The organism is Nonomuraea sp. NPDC047897 (genome assembly GCF_043204415.1).
Lineage (GTDB): Bacteria > Actinomycetota > Actinomycetes > Streptosporangiales > Streptosporangiaceae > Nonomuraea.
In genome coordinates this window covers 170,558-183,919 of sequence record NZ_JBIDCC010000014.1, presented here as the reverse complement: position 1 = coordinate 183,919, position 13,362 = coordinate 170,558, and the positions used below count along the sequence as shown (strand labels likewise).

The following is a 13,362-nucleotide window of genomic DNA, read 5'->3' as shown; positions in this document are numbered from 1 at the left end:
CTCAGTCGTCGTGGTCCGGGTCGTATCTCGTCGGCTCGGACGGCAGCGTGTAGCGCTCCTCGATGAGGGAGGTGACGCGGCGCCGGCTCTCGGCGGCGTCGCCCTCGTCCCGCTCGACGGCGGCGACCTCGTCGGCCAGCTCGTCGTCGCCCAGCGACTCCCGGATCCACGTGGAGTAGTCGCCGCGGCCCAGGTGGTGGGTCCACGTCTCCTCGTCCACGCCCTCGCCCAGTTCGATGAACGTGTGCAGGTTGCGGGCGCGCAGGTGCAGGCGGTCGTCGGGGCCGGTGAAGTAGAAGCTCTTGTCCTTGGACATGGTGCCCGCCGCGTACTTGCGCCGGTGCCGCGTGCGCTCGGTGCGGGCCGGCTCCACCTCGACCGGCTGGGCCCGGTCGGAGCCGCACCGCCACAGCACCACCCCGTGCTCCGGCAGGCCGTCCGCGGTCGGCGCCGGCTCGCCCAGGGCGTCGGCGAAGGCGGCCAGCGTGCGGTCCGGCCGGTCGCCGACCGCGAGCACGTGGCCGACCAGGCGCAGCGCGGCCGGGCTCAGCGCCTCCGGATGCACGGTGATCATCAGGAGCGAGCCGAGGTCGTGCACGTCCTTGATCGGCACGTCCTGCAGCTCCGCCGGCATCAGGTGGTGCGCCTCGTCCACCACGACCCAGTGCGGGTGCCCGAGCCGCGTCCGCAGGGCGGTCAGCCTGGGCAGCAGCTCGGTGAAGAACGCCGGCCGGTCACGCAGCGGCATGCCGATCATGTTCACGACGGCGCTCTGCTCGGGCGACTCCAGCAGCCGCAGCACCTCCTCGACGCCCGGCGGCCGGTCGGGGTCGCCCAGCACGGCCGCCTCGGGGAACTCGGCGTAGTCGCCCTCCGGGTCGATCACCACGCACTGGTGGCCGGCCTCGATGAGCCGTTCGAGGAGCGCGGTGGTGGCCGTGGACTTGCCGCCGCCCGACGGCCCGGCCACGACGAGCCCCGTCCCGTACGGCGGCAGCCGCACCTCGCCCCCGGCGCCGTTCCCGGTACCGTCCCCACCACCGTTCGCGGCATCGTCCCCGCCGCTGCGGGCGCGGCCCAGCAGCACGTCGTGCCGGGGGATCTTCCGCTCGTCCAGCTCGCCCGACAGGAGCAGTTCGGCCAGCTCGACCACGCCCGCCCCGGCCTCCCCGTCGAGCGGCAGGTCGCACTGCGAACGCAGCGCCGGTACGGCGTTGGCCACGGCGGCGCCGCACTCGGCGGCGGTCAGGAACGCGTGGTCGTTCTCGGCGTCGCCGACGGCCACCACGTTGTGCTGCGACATGTTGAGCCGCGCAAGCCCGGTGGCCAGGCCGCTGGCCTTGTTCACGCCGGGCGGCAGCACCATGACCGCGCCCTTGTTCCTGATCACCTGGAGTTCCAGGCCGAACTCGCGGATCGCGTCGTTCACCTGCTCGTCGTACGGCTCGCGGGTGGCGACGATCACGGCTCCGGCGCCGAGCGGCGTCACGCCCTGCCCGCGCAGCCGTTCCACGAACTCCTCCGGCGGCGGCTCGGCCAGCGCGTCCCTGGTTCGTTCGCCGGGGTCGTAGACCAGCGCCCCGTTCTCGGCGACCACCAGATCGAACAGGTCGGCGTGCGGGAACACGGCGAGCAGGTCGTCCAACTCGCGGCCGGTGACCAGCAGCAGCCGCCGGCCGGAGCGGGAGACCCGCTCCAGTGCCTTGACGGTGTCGTCGGTCACCGTGCCGTGCGTGGCCAGGGTGTCGTCGAAGTCGCAGGCGAGCACGTGATATCTCATGGGCCCGCCCCTACCCGGCACAGGGCCGTCGAAAGGCGCCCGCCGCACGCGTCCCAGAGCGCGGCCACCAGTCCGGGCGGGTCAGACGTCGGTGGGCCGGTCGTAGCCCTCGTCCTCGCCGTACACCCGCTCGTGCGGGTCGCCCTCCGGCTGGTTGGCCGGATCGGTGGGCGAGGGGACGAACTCCTCGGCGAAGTCCGCCTCGTCGTGGACCTCCGGGTCGGCGCGCCGGTCGGCGAGCGGGCGGTCGTCGGATTCCGACATGGGTCCTCCCCCGTGGGCGAACGCGTACGGGGGACACCCTGCCCGGGGATGGCGAGCCCATGTCGAAGGCGGTGCTCGGGCCCGGCGATGCGTGCCCCGGCGCATGTCATCGCGCCCGACTCATGAACGATCGTATTCGCAACCGGGCCCTAGCCGTTTCCCTCGCCCGGGGATACCTTCCGATAAGGCTGCCTCGGGGGATCTGCGGCCGTTCACGTCGTTGGAGGAGTCCTATGCGCGTATCCGTTCTCAAGGGCGTGACCGCCCTGATGACGGCACTCGCCCTGCCGCTGGCCATGACCGGCCCGGCCGAGGCGAAAACGGTCGAGGAGGCCTTCGCCAGACTGCTGGTGAAGCAGGTCACGGGGGCGAACGCCAAGAAGCACCTCGACGCCTTCCAGGCCATCGCCACGGCCAACGGGGGCAACCGGGCCGCGGGCACGCCCGGCTACGCGGCGTCCCGCGACTACGTGGCGGGCAAGCTGCGCAGGGCCGGCTACCGGGTCACCCTGGACCCGATCAACTTCGTCCAGAGCTGGACGGAGAACAACCCGCCCACCCTGGCCCTGACCGCTCCCGGCCAGAAGACGTACGCCCCGAACGAGGACTTCCACACCTTCCAGCCCTCGCCCGCCGGTGACGTGACGGCCCAGGTCCAGGGCGTCGACCTGACCCTGCCGCCCGCCCCCGCGCCGAGCTCGACGAGCGGCTGCGAGATGTCCGACTTCGAGGGCTTCGTCAAGGGACGCATCGCGCTGATCCAGCGCGGCACGTGCGCGTTCGCCCAGAAGATCCGCAACGCGGGCGCCGCCGGCGCGTCGGGCATCATCGTCTTCAACGAGGGCCAGCCGGGCCGCACCGACGCCTACCCGCTCGACATCGGCGAGTGGCGGGCCGGGGTGCCGATGGTCTTCGCCGACTTCGCGGTCGGCAACGAGCTGGCCGCCACGGCCGGCGCGACCGTCCGGCTCAAGGTGGACGCCACGCTGCAGCTCGGCACCGACCACAACGTCATCGCCGAGACCCGCCACGGCGACCCGCGCAACGTCGTGATGGTCGGCGCGCACCTCGACAGCGTCCCCGAGGGCCCCGGCATCAACGACAACGGCTCCGGCAGCGCGGCCGTCCTGGAGACCGCCCTGCAGATGAAGCGGTTCCCGGTGCGCAACAAGGTGCGCTTCGCGTTCTGGGCGGCCGAGGAGCTCGGCCTGCTCGGCTCCGACCAGTACGTGGCCGAGCTGTCGCAGGCCCAGCGTGACCGGATCAGGCTCTACCTGAACTTCGACATGGTCGCCTCGCCCAACTACGCCATCAAGCTGTACGACGGCGACAACTCCGACAACGTCGGCTCGCCCGCCGGCCCGCCCGGCTCGGCGGAGATCGAGAAGCGCCTGGAGGCCTTCTACGACGCCCGTGACCTCGGCCACGTCGGCACCGACTTCGACGGCCGCTCCGACTACGGCCCGTTCATCGCCGTCGGCATCCCGTCCGGCGGCATCTTCACCGGCGCCGAGGGCATCAAGACGCCCGAGGAGGCCGCGCTCTTCGGCGGCACGGCCGGCACCGCCTACGACCCCTGCTACCACCAGGCGTGCGACACCATCACCAACATCGACGCGACCGCGCTCGACGTGAACTCCGACGCGATCGCCGACTCGACCGCACGGTACGCCTTCAACCTCGGGACCATCCCGAGGCGGGAGGCCGCCACCGCGCCGCGCGTGGCCGTACAGGCCGCGAGCTGACCCACCCGGACGCGGGAGACGGCCGGAGACCGGCCGCCTCCCGCGTTCGTCGTTTCCGGTCCCGGCTGCAGGCATAGCGCGGCGGGGCGCGAAGCGTCTGAGGGGTGACATTCTCATCCCACTGGAGGTGATCGTGGACCCCGCGGACGAGCGAGGCTTCCGCGAGTTCGTCTCTGCGCGCTCTCCCGCCCTGATGCGGCTCGGCTTCCTGCTCACCGGCGGCGACCAGCACGCGGCCGAGGACCTGGTGCAGACGGCGCTGACGAAGCTGGCGGCCAGGTGGCGGCGCGTCGAGGCGCCCGAGGCGTACGCGAAGCAGATCATGTATCGCCAGCAGGTGAGCTGGTGGCGCGTGGCCGGGCGGCGTGGCGAGGTCGTCCAGGCGACCCCGCCCGACGGGCCGGGGCAGGACCGCACCCACCAGAGCGAGCTGCGCATGGTGCTGCGGGGAGCCCTGGCCAGGCTCACGGCGCGCCAGCGCACTGTGCTCGTGCTGCGCTACTTCGAGGACCTGCCCGAGCGCGAGGTGGCGCGGCAGCTCGGTTGCTCGGTCGGCACGGTCCGCAGCACCGCGCACCGCTCCCTCGCCCGGCTGCGCGAGATCGCCCCCGAGCTGGCCGAGGAACTGGAGGTCGCACGATGACCCGCATGCTGCGCGACACCCTGCAGGAGTGGGCGGGCGAGGCGGCGGTGCCGCACGACCTGGCCGACCGGGCGCTACGGAGGCGTGTCCGGTGGCCGGCCGTGACGGCGGTCGGGCTCGTCACGGGGCTGCTCGTCGCGGTGGCCGGGTACGTCATCGGCCCGGGCGGCGCCGAGGACACCGTCCGGCCGGCGGTGGAGGTCACCCTGCCGGCCAGGCCGTCGCCCGCCCCGACGGACGTGCGGGCCGACACCGGCGACCGGCTCCCACGCAAGCTGGTCGCCGCCGGGAACGTGGCCGTGTCGGCCTACTGGACGCACAGCGTCGAGAAGCTCCCCGGCTCCATGGAGCGGCTCCGGCGCTCCTGGTGGCTGTACGACCCGCGCACCGGCGGTTACGAGCGGACCTCCTGGGCGTGGGTGGACGTCGCGCCGGGGCTCCAGGTCGCCGCGGCGATCGACGGCGACGGACTCGGCAGGCGGCTGGTCGTCGTGGATCTCGGCACGCGGCGGATCCTGACGGACGTCGTGCTGGAGCACGCCGTCGGCTCGGTCGTCTGGTCGCCCGACGGCACCAGACTCCTGGCCACGACGTACTCCGAGTATCCCGAGCTGTGGCGGCGGCTGGCGAAGAACTCCCTGGAGACCCCCGCCAGCACCAGGACCGGCTACTACGTCGTGGACGCCGCGACGGGGGAGGCCGAGCACCACGCGCTGCCCCCGATGCGCAGCGGCGCCGAACCGGGCTTCGGCGACGGCCCCAGCAACGGCAACAGCCGGCAGGACCTGGGCTGGAGCGCCGACGGCTCGCTCATCTGGGAACCGAGCACGCGGAGGCAGCAGTACCGCGTCTACCGGACGCCGGACGGGCGGCCGCACGACGCGCCTGCCGAGGACCGCTACCTCGGCCGCAACGGCTGGTCACGTCTCTCGCCCGACGGCACCCGCCTGCTCGGCGAGCCCGGCCTGCCTACCCGCATCACCGACGTCCGGACCGGCGACGTGGTCGGCCGCCAGCCGGTGCTGCAGCTCCTGGCGTGGGCGGACGACGACAACGTCGTCGCGCTGGGCTGCCGGGGGGACTGTCCGAACGAGTTCGACGCGGGGCTCGTGCTGGTCAGCGTCGACGGCACCAGGATGACCCCGTTGACCGGCAAGAGCGACAGCCGCAAGGAGGGCTCCCCGGTGTGGGTTCTCACCCCCCGGTGACCCACTTTCCATGCCTAAAGCCCGCGTTCCAGGGCACTCGGGAATCCTTCGGGCGATCCCCTAGGAGGAGCGGTGACGACAACGAACGCGGGCCGGCAGGCCACGGCCGCGGCGCGGCGGGCGGTCCGGCACCCCATGATGGACCGGCTCACCCGCGTCGGGCTGGCCTGCCGCGGCGTGCTGTACGCGCTGATCGGCGTGCTGGCGGTGCAGATCGCCTTGGGCGGGGCCGAGGAGCAGGCCGACAAGGGCGGCGCGATCGCCACGGTGGCGGAGCTGCCGTTCGGGTCGGTGATCCTATGGGTGATGGTGGCGGGCTTCGTGGCCCTGTCGCTCTGGCAGGCGTCGGAGGCGCTGTTCGGCGGGCTCAAGACCCTCGACCGCGTCGAGGCGGTGCTCCGCACCGCCGTGTACGCGCTGATCGTCTTCACGCTGCTGAGCGTGCTGCTCGCCGGAGGGGCCGCCTCCGAGGACAAGAAGTCGCAGGACGTGACCGCCAAGCTGCTGGACCTGCCCGGCGGGCCGCTCATCGTGGGCCTGATCGGCCTCGGCGTCATCGGGCTGGGCGTCTACTGGGTGCGCTCCGGGCTGACCAAGAAGTTCCGGGAGGACCTGGACACGGGCCGGATGTCGCCGCGGGCCAGGCAGGCGATGGACCGGCTGGGCACGGCCGGATACCTGGCCAGGGGCGCCATCGCCGGGCTGGCCGGGATCTTCGTCGTGCAGGCGGCGTTCACCGCCGACCCCGACAAGGCCGGCGGCATCGACGCGACGCTGCGGGCGTTCGCCGAGACGCCCGCCGGGCCGTGGCTGCTCGTGGTGGTGGCCCTCGGGGTGCTGCTGTTCGCCGGCTACTGCTTCGGCGAGGCGCGCTGGCGCCGCACCTGAGCGCTCAGCCGTCCTCGCCGGCCGAGTCCTTCGGCCAGCCGCTCGACCTGCCCCAGGTGGCCGCCCGCGTGCCGGTGCGCCGTGCCGCCGAGCGCCACCGGGCCGGCGGCGTCCAGCACACTCAGAGGAGCCGGCGCTCCATGGCGGTCACCACGGCCGCGGCCCGGTTGTCCACCCCCAACTTGGCGAACACGTGCTTGAGATGGGTCTTCACGGTCGTCTCGCTGATCAGCAGGGCGCGGGCCACCTCCTTGTTGGTGGCTCCCTGTCCGATGAGCCGCAGCACCTCCAGCTCACGGCGGCTGGGCGCCGCGCCGCGTTCCGGCGTGAGTCGCCGTACGAGCTGCGAGGTGATCGACGGCGCCAGCACCCGACCGCCGGCCGCGACCGTGCGGACAGCGGCGTGCAGCGCCTCGCGCGGCGCGTCCTTGAGCAGGTAGCCCGACACCCCGGCGGCGAGCGCGCGCGACACGTCGGCGTCGGTGTCGTAGGTGGTCAGCACGATCACGCGGATCTCCGGGTGCTCGGCGCGCAGCCGTTCGGTCGTGGCCAGCCCGTCGAGCTCCGGCATGCGCAGGTCCATCAGCACCACGTCGGGCGCGTCGCGGCGGGCCAGCGCGAGCGCCTGCCGCCCGTCGCCCGCCTCGGCCACCACCACCATGTCGGGCACACCCGCGAACATGCCGCGCAGCCCGTCGCGCACCACCGGATGATCGTCCACGATCATCAGGCGCAGGGGATGCTCACGCACAACGTCGTCCCTTCGCCCGGCGCCGACTCCACGGTCACCGTGCCTCCGGACCGCGACGCGCGCTCGCGCATCGCGGTCAGCCCGTAGCCGCGCACCGGGAGCTGAGGGTCGAAACCCGCCCCGTCGTCCAGGACGTCCAGCGTGACCTCGTCGTCCATGTACGACAGGGTCAGCGCCGCCCGGGTCGCGCCGGCGTGCCGGCCCGCGTTCGCCAGGCCCTCCTGCGCGGCCCGCAACAGCGTGGTCTCGACGTCGACCGGCAGCCGCCGCGGCTCGCCGTCGAGCGACACGGTCACCGGGACGCCGGCGGCGGCCGACCAGCGCTCGGCGACGGAGGCGAGCGCCTCGGGCAGCGGCGCCCGGTCGAGCGGCTCGGGCCGCAGCGCCTCGACCGAACGGCGCGCCTCGTTCAGGCTGTCGCGGGCCACCCGCTTGGCCACGGCGATCCGGTCACGCACCGCCCGCTGGTCGTCGATGGACTGCTCGGCCGCCTCCAACTGGGCGATGATCCCGCTGAAGCCCTGCGCCAGCGTGTCGTGGATCTCCCTGGCCAGCCGGGCGCGCTCCTCCAGCATGCCGACCGCGCGGCTCTGCTCGCTGTGCTGGAGGATCCTGCGGACGAACATCCCGATGACGATCAGCAGTGCGGTGTTGCCGAACAGGAACCCGAACACCGACGGGTCCTCGCCGATCCGCTCCAGCTGACCGGTCGCGACGGTCGCCACCAGCATCAGCAGCGCCGCCCCCAGGTAGCTCCACCGCCCGGGGACCAGCACGTACGGCAGCGCGAACATACCGAACAGCGCCGTCTCGTAGGCCGAGTCACGGCTGATGAGCACGAACAGCAGGGCGATCAGCACGAGCAGGTGCCAGCCCATCGGGTTGAGCTTCTCCAGCAGCGCCGGGCGGCGCAGCACGAAGACCGCGTACCAGGCGGCCATCAGGGCGGCCAGGCCCAGCGAGAGCGGGTCGGCCGTGCCCCGCGTCAGCGACAACCCGGCCGAGATCCCGAGGCAGGTGAGGAACAGCAGGTGGAAGGCGCGCAGCCAGCGCTCCTCCTCGGCGTCCATGCGATCACTCCCAGCGGAACAGCGCAGCCGCCACCGCGGTGCCCGCCACGATTATCCCCGCCAGGACCAGCAACGGAAGTGCCGTGGGGGTGCCGAGCCAGCCCTCGCGCAGTGCCGTCACGCCCTGGGTGAGCGGCAGGTGGTCGCCGATCCGCCGCATCTGCTCCGGCAACCCCTCGCTCGGGATGGCCGCGCCGCTCAGGAAGATCATCGGGAACATCACGAGCATGCCGAGCAACTCGGCCACCCGGGCGCGCGGCGCCACGGCCGCGATCAGGAAGCCGATGGCGCACGTCATGAGCGCGCACAGCAGGAACGCCACCGCGAGCATGAGCGGATGGCCTGGCGCCGGCGCCCCGAAGCCCACCACCGCGGCCCCGACCACGATCAGCGACCCGGTCAGGCCCATCACCAGTTGGGCGACGACCTGGCCGGCCAGCAGGGCGACCGGCGAGACCGGAGTGGTCGCCAGGCGGCGCAGCACCTTGCGTTCCCGGTAGGTGGCCATGATGCCCGGCAGTCCCGACATGCCGCCGATGGCCACGATCATCGCCAGGTAGCCCGGGACGAACAGGTCGAGCCGGTCGTTGCCGCTGTTCAGCACGAGAAGCATGAGCGGGAACGCCACCATGAAGAACAGGCTGCCCGGATCGCGGGCCAGCAGCCTCAGCTCGGTCAGCGAGAGGCGGACGAATCCCTTCATCGCGACCCCTCCCCGGTGCGGGCCGAGCCGGTCAGGGCGAGGTAGGCCTGCTCCAGCGAGCCGGTGCCGGTTCGGGCCATCAGGTCGCGCGGGCTGCCGAGGGCGGCGACCCGTCCCCGGACGATCACCGCCACGCGGTCGCACAGTTCCTCGGCCTCGTCCATGAAGTGGCTGACCAGGACCGCCGTGGTGCCGGACGCCTTGAGGTCGCCGACCAGCGTCCACGTCTCCCGCCGGGCCAGCGGGTCGAGGCCGGTGGTCAGCTCGTCGAGCACCACGACCTCTGGGCCGCCGACCAGGGCGAGGGCGAGCTGGAGCCGCTGCTTCTGGCCGCCGGACAGGTCGGCGTACGCCCGGCCGGCGATCGAGCCGAGGCTCCAGCGGTCCAGCACGGCCCGCCAGTCGTCGGGTGCGGCGTAGAAGGAGGCGAACAGCCGCATCGCCTCTGCCACCTTCAGCCGGTCGGGCAGTGCGCTCTCCTGCAACTGCACCCCGATGCGCTGGGCGAGTGCGCGGCGCTCCCGGGCCGGGTCGAGGCCCAGCACCCGCACCGTGCCCGAGTCGGGCCGGCGCAGCCCGGTCAGGCACTCCACCGTCGTGGTCTTGCCCGCGCCGTTGGGGCCGATGACCCCGAACGTCTCACCGGCCGCCACCGTGAACGACACGCCGTCCACGGCCCGCGTGCCGTCGTAGCTCTTGCTGAGGTCGCTGACCTCGATCGCCGCTGTCATGCTCCGAGCGTGCCGGGGCGGCGGGTCGTCCGGCATCGCCCTGCCGGTCGCCCGGCATCCCTCGTTCGGAGGATGCCTCAGCCGTACGGGGCGGACATGCCGGTGGTGGTGGCTGGTCGGTCAGGTGGCCGTCAGGTTGGTGTCGGTGAGGTCGCGCCCGTCCGGCTCGGCGGCGCGGTCGCGCAGGCGGTGGATCGTCAGACGGTCGCCCCACCGGGCGATCGCCTCCTCGTCGGCGAAGGCCAGCGCGCGCATCATGTTGCCGCCGTCGCTCGCCTCGACGGCCTGCCGCAGCCGCCGGCGCAGCGGCTCGAACAGCCTGGTGGTGCCCGCCTCGACCGTGTCGCCGTAGTGCGGCGCGTAGGCGACCCCTTCGAACCCGGTACGGCGCAGCAGCGTCTTCAGAGTGTCGGCGCTGTAGAACATCAGGTGGTTCTTGGTGAACCCGCTCCACGCCGACCCGTACGCCTTGAGCAGGAGTGACTGGGCGTTGACCGTCAGGATGAGCAGCACCCCGCCCGGGGCGAGCAGCTCGCGGAACGTGGCGAAGTCCTCCAGCGGCCGGGGCAGGTGGGCCAGCACCGACCACAGCGTGATGACGTCGAATCCGCCCGCCGCGATCTCCGGCACCTCCTGCGGCGCCCCGAAGTAGGCCCGGGCCCGCTTCAGCCGCGCGTTGGCCTGCGCCACGGAGTCGGGTGACAGGTCCACTCCGTAGCCGTCGAAGCCCCGCTGCTCGGCCAGCTCCAGGAACAGGCCGACGCCGCAGCCGAAGTCGAGCAGTCGCCGGCCCTCGCCGTCGTCGAGGACGGGGGAGAACGCCTGCATCGTCAGGTTGTAGCGGCGCTGTCGGTTGGCCGCGTAGGTGCCGGTCAGGAAGCCGCTGTAGCCGCTGGAGTAGAGGTCGCCGAGCCGCTCCGGCCGGATGTTGGGGTTGCGGTAGAGGAAGCCGCAGGACGGGCAGCGGACGACGTGGTAGCGCCAGGTGCTGCCGTTGCCCCCCTTGCCGGCGCCCGTCGGCTCGAACAGGGGCTGCTGGCGCGACTCGCCGCACATCATGCAGCTCAGGAATTCCTCGATCTCGCCCAGCGGCAGCTCGGAGCCGTACTCGGCCAGGGAGGTCACGGGTGCCCGCCGGATGCGCCACCGCCACTGCGCCTCGCGGAGCAGCCGTTCGCCGGGACGGACGTAGACCCGCTGGCCCCAGGGCACGCGGTCGTATCGGGAGCCGTAGAGCAGACCGCGGAGCAGTCGTCGTGCAGGGACCATGGCCAACACCTCGAAAAGAGCGGAATGCCTCGGATCTCCCCTGTCTGTAATGCGACTATTCCATCGCTTCGGTCAAGCCTGTCCTGGACGTCATGGCCACAGTTCGCCTACTATTTGGTCGAACGCCCAAGGCGATTGACCAAAAGGAGGCTGTCGTGGCAGAGGTGTCCGCCGAACGGGGCAGGGCCACGCGGGAGCGGCTGCTCCAGGCCGCCGTGTCCCTCATCGGCGAGGTGGGGTGGAGCGGCGTGTCGACCCGGATGGTGGCCCAGCGGGCCGGCGTCAACGCCGGCGTCGTCCACTACCACTTCGCCTCCGTGTCCGACCTGCTGGTGGCCGCCGGCGTCGGCTTCGCCCGAGAGCTGCTGGAGCAGACCGAAGCCGAGCTGGCGAGCCGGCCGAGCGTGGCCGACGGGATCGACTGGCTGCTGCGGGAGCTGTCCCGCTACAGCGGCACCGACCCCGCCTCGCTGCTGCTGGCGGAGATGTTCCTGGCCGCCGGGCGCGAACCGGGGTTGCGCGACGAACTGGGCGCGCTGATCGCCGGCTTCCGGTCGCGGGTGGCCGGCTGGCTACGCGAGCACGGCCACGGCTCGCGGGCCGAGCAGTCCGCCGTCGCGCTCGCCGCGCTGATCGACGGCCTGCTCCTGCACCGCGCGCTCGACCCGGCCCTCGACCCCGCCACGCTCGCCGGACCGCTGCGCGCCATGCTCGGCGTCCCACCGGAGGGAGGACCGCGGTGAAGGTGCTCATCTGTGGCGCCGGCATCGCCGGGCTCACGCTGGCCTGGCACCTGGAGCGCTCGGGCTGGGAGGTGGAGCTGGTCGAGCGGGCGCCCGCCTTCCGCGACGGCGGCTACATGATCGACTTCTACGGGCCCGGCTACGAGGTCGCCCGCGCGATGGGCCTGGGCGACCGCCTGGAGCAGGTTCGATACCCCGTCACGGAGCTGGCCTACGTCGACCGCGACGGGCGGCGGACCAGCCGGCTCACCATGCCACCGGAGTTCGCCGCGAAGGTCGTCAGCCTGCCGCGCGGCGAGCTGGCCCGCGCCGTCCACGACGACGTGCGCGCCCCCGTCCGCTACGGCACCAGCGTCGAGGCCGCCGACCAGGACCGCCACGGCGTCACCGTACGGCTGACCGACGGCACCGAACGGCGGGTGGACCTGCTCGTGGGCGCCGACGGCGCGCACTCCCGGGTGCGCGGACTGGCCTTCGAGCAGGAACACCCCTTCGTCCGCCACCTCGGCCACCACGTCGCCGCCTACACCCTGACCGACCCGGAGCTCAGCCGGCGGGTCGGCGACCGCTACGAGATGCTCACCGTGCCCGGCCTGATGGCCGGCACGTACGCGCTGGACGGCGGCCGGCTCGCCATGCTGTTCCTGCGCCGCGAGCCCGACCCCGAGCCGCCCGCCGACCCCCGCGCCACGCTGCTGCGCCACTACGGCGACCTGGGCTGGATCCTGCCGGAGGCGCTGCGCCACTGCCCGGACCCGCCCGGGCTCTACCACGACCAGGTCACCCAGGTGCACGTGGACGAGTGGAGCAGGGGGCGGGTGGTGCTGCTCGGCGACGCCTGCCAGGCCGTCTCGCTGTTCGCCGGGCACGGCGCCTCACTCGCCATGGCCGGCGCCCGGGTGCTCGCCGACGAGCTGGCCGCCGGCGACGTCCACGACGCGCTCGCCCGCTACCACCGGCGGATGCGGCCGGTCGTCCTGGAGGTGCAGCGGTTCGGCCGCCGGTTCGTCCGCTGGATGGCGCCGTCCGGGAAGTGGCGCATCGCCGCCCGCGACGCGATGCTGCGCCTCGCCGCGCTCCCCGGCGGCGGCCGGATCTTCGTCGGTTCCCTCATCAACGAGGGACACGACCTGATCAGCTCGGCCACGGACGCCCGGCGGGGGTAGGTTGGGCCTCGGCTGCATGCGGCCCGTCGAAGGGAGGCGACGTGCGGACCAGGCTCACTGCCGCGCTGCTCCTCCTGCTGCACCTGCTCGTCCCCGCGGCGGGCCACGCCACCCACCGCGGCGTCGCCCTGCAGCCCGCGCTCCTGCCCGCCGACCAGGCGATGGGGCATCCCCGCGACGAGCGCACGCCCCGAGCCCACCTGCCCGCCGGCCCGCACGCCTCGACCGGCGGCGTGGCCGTCCTCCCCGCCGACGCGGGGCCCGCCGGGCGCCCGCGGCCCGTGACCGCCGCACCCGGCGGCCACTTCGCGCCTCCCCAGCCGGGCCGCGCCGCCGCGCCGGCCCGGGGGCCGCCCTCCACGACGCGCTGACGTCCATCCCATTCGACAGCCCGTGGAGGC

Annotated in this window: 15 protein-coding genes; 7 read left to right on the top strand and 8 right to left on the bottom strand. The window is 73.3% G+C overall.

Going from position 1 to position 13,362, the window contains the following annotated elements:
- Position 1: 1 nt before the first annotated feature.
- Together ACGF0J_RS29450 and ACGF0J_RS29445 are read right to left on the bottom strand one after the other, a co-directional pair.
- On the bottom strand, positions 2-1,780 hold the full coding sequence (locus ACGF0J_RS29450) for an HAD-IIB family hydrolase (RefSeq protein ID WP_393150868.1): 1,779 nt from the start codon (positions 1,778-1,780) through the stop codon (positions 2-4).
- Positions 1,781-1,861: 81 nt separating this feature from the next.
- Positions 1,862-2,044 (bottom strand): hypothetical protein, encoded by a 183-nt coding sequence (locus ACGF0J_RS29445; protein ID WP_393150866.1) that lies wholly within the window; start codon positions 2,042-2,044, stop codon positions 1,862-1,864.
- Between the two features lie 233 nt (positions 2,045-2,277).
- Here ACGF0J_RS29445 and ACGF0J_RS29440 point away from each other — a divergent pair, with 233 nt between their 5' ends.
- The 4 genes from ACGF0J_RS29440 to ACGF0J_RS29425 all read left to right on the top strand — a co-directional run bounded on the left by ACGF0J_RS29440 (position 2,278) and on the right by ACGF0J_RS29425 (position 6,528).
- Positions 2,278-3,789 (top strand): M28 family metallopeptidase, encoded by a 1,512-nt coding sequence (locus ACGF0J_RS29440; protein WP_393150863.1) that lies wholly within the window; start codon positions 2,278-2,280, stop codon positions 3,787-3,789.
- A gap of 133 nt (positions 3,790-3,922) precedes the next feature.
- Complete coding sequence (locus ACGF0J_RS29435) at positions 3,923-4,432, top strand: SigE family RNA polymerase sigma factor (RefSeq protein WP_393150861.1); 510 nt, start codon at positions 3,923-3,925, stop codon at positions 4,430-4,432.
- Positions 4,429-5,640: a hypothetical protein gene (locus ACGF0J_RS29430; protein ID WP_393150859.1), complete on the top strand. Its 1,212-nt coding sequence runs from the start codon at positions 4,429-4,431 to the stop codon at positions 5,638-5,640. The genes ACGF0J_RS29435 and ACGF0J_RS29430 overlap by 4 nt, the downstream gene beginning before the upstream one ends.
- 72 nt (positions 5,641-5,712) lie before the next feature.
- Entirely contained in the window at positions 5,713-6,528 is an 816-nt protein-coding gene (locus ACGF0J_RS29425) for a DUF1206 domain-containing protein (RefSeq protein WP_393150857.1), read from the top strand.
- Here ACGF0J_RS29425 and ACGF0J_RS29420 read toward each other — a convergent pair.
- The 6 genes from ACGF0J_RS29420 to ACGF0J_RS29395 form a co-directional block, all read right to left on the bottom strand.
- A complete protein-coding gene (locus tag ACGF0J_RS29420; protein WP_393150855.1) occupies positions 6,492-6,647 on the bottom strand; it encodes a hypothetical protein in 156 nt (51 codons plus the stop codon). The two genes, ACGF0J_RS29425 and ACGF0J_RS29420, sit on opposite strands and share 37 nt — an antisense overlap.
- A gap of 2 nt (positions 6,648-6,649) precedes the next feature.
- Positions 6,650-7,279, bottom strand: coding sequence for a response regulator (locus tag ACGF0J_RS29415; RefSeq protein WP_393150853.1), 630 nt, complete (start codon positions 7,277-7,279; stop codon positions 6,650-6,652).
- On the bottom strand, positions 7,255-8,349 hold the full coding sequence (locus ACGF0J_RS29410; protein ID WP_393150851.1) for a sensor histidine kinase: 1,095 nt from the start codon (positions 8,347-8,349) through the stop codon (positions 7,255-7,257). The genes ACGF0J_RS29415 and ACGF0J_RS29410 overlap by 25 nt, the downstream gene beginning before the upstream one ends.
- A gap of 4 nt (positions 8,350-8,353) precedes the next feature.
- Entirely contained in the window at positions 8,354-9,052 is a 699-nt protein-coding gene (locus ACGF0J_RS29405) for an ABC transporter permease (RefSeq protein WP_393150849.1), read from the bottom strand.
- Entirely contained in the window at positions 9,049-9,783 is a 735-nt protein-coding gene (locus tag ACGF0J_RS29400) for an ABC transporter ATP-binding protein (RefSeq protein ID WP_393150847.1), read from the bottom strand. Before ACGF0J_RS29400 ends, ACGF0J_RS29405 begins: the two co-directional genes overlap by 4 nt.
- A 120-nt stretch (positions 9,784-9,903) precedes the next feature.
- Positions 9,904-11,052, bottom strand: a complete 1,149-nt coding sequence (locus tag ACGF0J_RS29395) for a class I SAM-dependent methyltransferase (protein WP_393150845.1) — start codon at positions 11,050-11,052, stop codon at positions 9,904-9,906.
- A 155-nt stretch (positions 11,053-11,207) separates the two neighbouring features.
- On the opposite strand from ACGF0J_RS29395, the gene ACGF0J_RS29390 reads away from it, so the two are divergent.
- The 3 genes from ACGF0J_RS29390 to ACGF0J_RS29380 are packed head-to-tail and all read left to right on the top strand — an operon-like array spanning position 11,208 to position 13,332.
- Positions 11,208-11,795, top strand: a complete 588-nt coding sequence (locus ACGF0J_RS29390; RefSeq protein WP_393150843.1) for a TetR/AcrR family transcriptional regulator — start codon at positions 11,208-11,210, stop codon at positions 11,793-11,795.
- Complete coding sequence (locus tag ACGF0J_RS29385; protein WP_393150841.1) at positions 11,792-12,961, top strand: FAD-dependent oxidoreductase; 1,170 nt, start codon at positions 11,792-11,794, stop codon at positions 12,959-12,961. The genes ACGF0J_RS29390 and ACGF0J_RS29385 overlap by 4 nt, the downstream gene beginning before the upstream one ends.
- Positions 12,962-13,002: 41 nt before the next feature.
- Complete coding sequence (locus ACGF0J_RS29380) at positions 13,003-13,332, top strand: hypothetical protein (RefSeq protein WP_393150839.1); 330 nt, start codon at positions 13,003-13,005, stop codon at positions 13,330-13,332.
- Positions 13,333-13,362 lie beyond the last annotated feature (30 nt).

Coding starts and splice junctions, on each gene's coding strand:
- ACGF0J_RS29400 (WP_393150847.1), bottom strand. CDS start 9,783: ATGACAGCGGCGATCGAGGTCAGCGACCTCAGCAAGAGCTACGACGGC.
- ACGF0J_RS29410 (WP_393150851.1), bottom strand. CDS start 8,349: ATGGACGCCGAGGAGGAGCGCTGGCTGCGCGCCTTCCACCTGCTGTTC.
- ACGF0J_RS29395 (WP_393150845.1), bottom strand. CDS start 11,052: ATGGTCCCTGCACGACGACTGCTCCGCGGTCTGCTCTACGGCTCCCGA.
- ACGF0J_RS29445 (WP_393150866.1), bottom strand. CDS start 2,044: ATGTCGGAATCCGACGACCGCCCGCTCGCCGACCGGCGCGCCGACCCG.
- ACGF0J_RS29405 (WP_393150849.1), bottom strand. CDS start 9,052: ATGAAGGGATTCGTCCGCCTCTCGCTGACCGAGCTGAGGCTGCTGGCC.
- ACGF0J_RS29450 (WP_393150868.1), bottom strand. CDS start 1,780: ATGAGATATCACGTGCTCGCCTGCGACTTCGACGACACCCTGGCCACG.
- ACGF0J_RS29440 (WP_393150863.1), top strand. CDS start 2,278: ATGCGCGTATCCGTTCTCAAGGGCGTGACCGCCCTGATGACGGCACTC.
- ACGF0J_RS29430 (WP_393150859.1), top strand. CDS start 4,429: ATGACCCGCATGCTGCGCGACACCCTGCAGGAGTGGGCGGGCGAGGCG.